Genomic DNA, 1,109 nt, shown 5'->3' with positions numbered 1-1,109 from the left:
GGTAGTGTAAAATAGTTTGTGTTTTTGGTAAAAAATAACTCCTTTTTGGTAAGAATTCAGATATGACAATTCTTATCGAAAAGGAGTATTTTTTATGGCAGTTGCAAAAGAACAAATTCGACAGATCATCTCAGAAAACAACATTAATAGCGTTGCAGATATATACACGCTTCTGAAAGACAGTTTCAAGGATATCCTGCAGGAGCTGATGGAGGCAGAACTGGATGCAACTCTTGGCTACGAGAAAAACCATAAGGGAGATCTACAGACAGACAATAAAAGAAATGGTCATTCTACAAAAAATTTAAAGAGTCAATACGGTGAATTTCAAATCGACGTACCAAGAGACCGTAACGGTGAGTTTGAACCAAAACTCATCCCTAAATACCAGAGAGATATTTCCGGGATTGAGGAAAAAGTGATATCTTTATATGCCCGTGGTATGAGTACACGTGACATCCACGATCAGCTCCAGGATCTTTATGGAATTGAGCTATCAGCTGAAATGGTCAGCAAGATCACAGACAAAATACTTCCTCAGGTTAAGGAATGGCAGTCCCGTCCTCTGAACCCGGTTTATCCGTTTGTCTTTATGGACTGTATTCATTATAAAGTACGTGAGGATGGCAGAATCCAGAGTCGTGCTGCGTATGTAGTTCTTGGCGTTACAGTGGAGGGATACAAAGATATCCTCAGCATCACAGTAGGCGCAAATGAAACCAGCAAGTTCTGGCTTGGGATGCTTAATGATCTTAAGAACCGCGGAGTAAAAGATGTCCTTTTCTTCTGTGTGGATGGTCTTCCGGGTTTTAAAGAAGCTATTCAGGCAGTTTATCCGCAGGCAGAGATCCAGAGATGTGTGATCCATATGCTACGCAATTCTTTCAAATATGTAAATTATAATGATCTGAAAAAGTTTTCCTCGGATTTCAAAGAAGTGTACAATGCTCCGAACGAAACAGCCGCTTTAACAGAGCTGGAGAACATGAAAGAAAAATGGGGGAAGAAATATCCGTATGCGATCAGTAACTGGGAAAATAATTGGGAAGATGTAAGTTCCTTTTTCCAGTTTTCTAATGATATCAGACGCATTATGTACACGACAAATA

1 protein-coding gene is annotated in these 1,109 nt (G+C 39.7%); it reads left to right on the top strand.

The window, feature by feature from the left end; translation table 11 throughout:
- Positions 1-94 precede the first annotated feature (94 nt).
- Positions 95-1,109 (top strand): IS256 family transposase (locus tag ACTNDS_RS16635; protein ID WP_441036861.1); only part of this gene is annotated, 1,015 nt, incomplete at its 3' end.

It is taken from the genome of Blautia sp. HCP3S3_C12, assembly GCF_052064155.1.
In the GTDB taxonomy this organism is placed as follows: domain Bacteria; phylum Bacillota; class Clostridia; order Lachnospirales; family Lachnospiraceae; genus Blautia_A.
The sequence above is the reverse complement of the archived record's forward strand: the minus strand, read 5'-3'. Positions and strand labels throughout refer to the sequence as shown.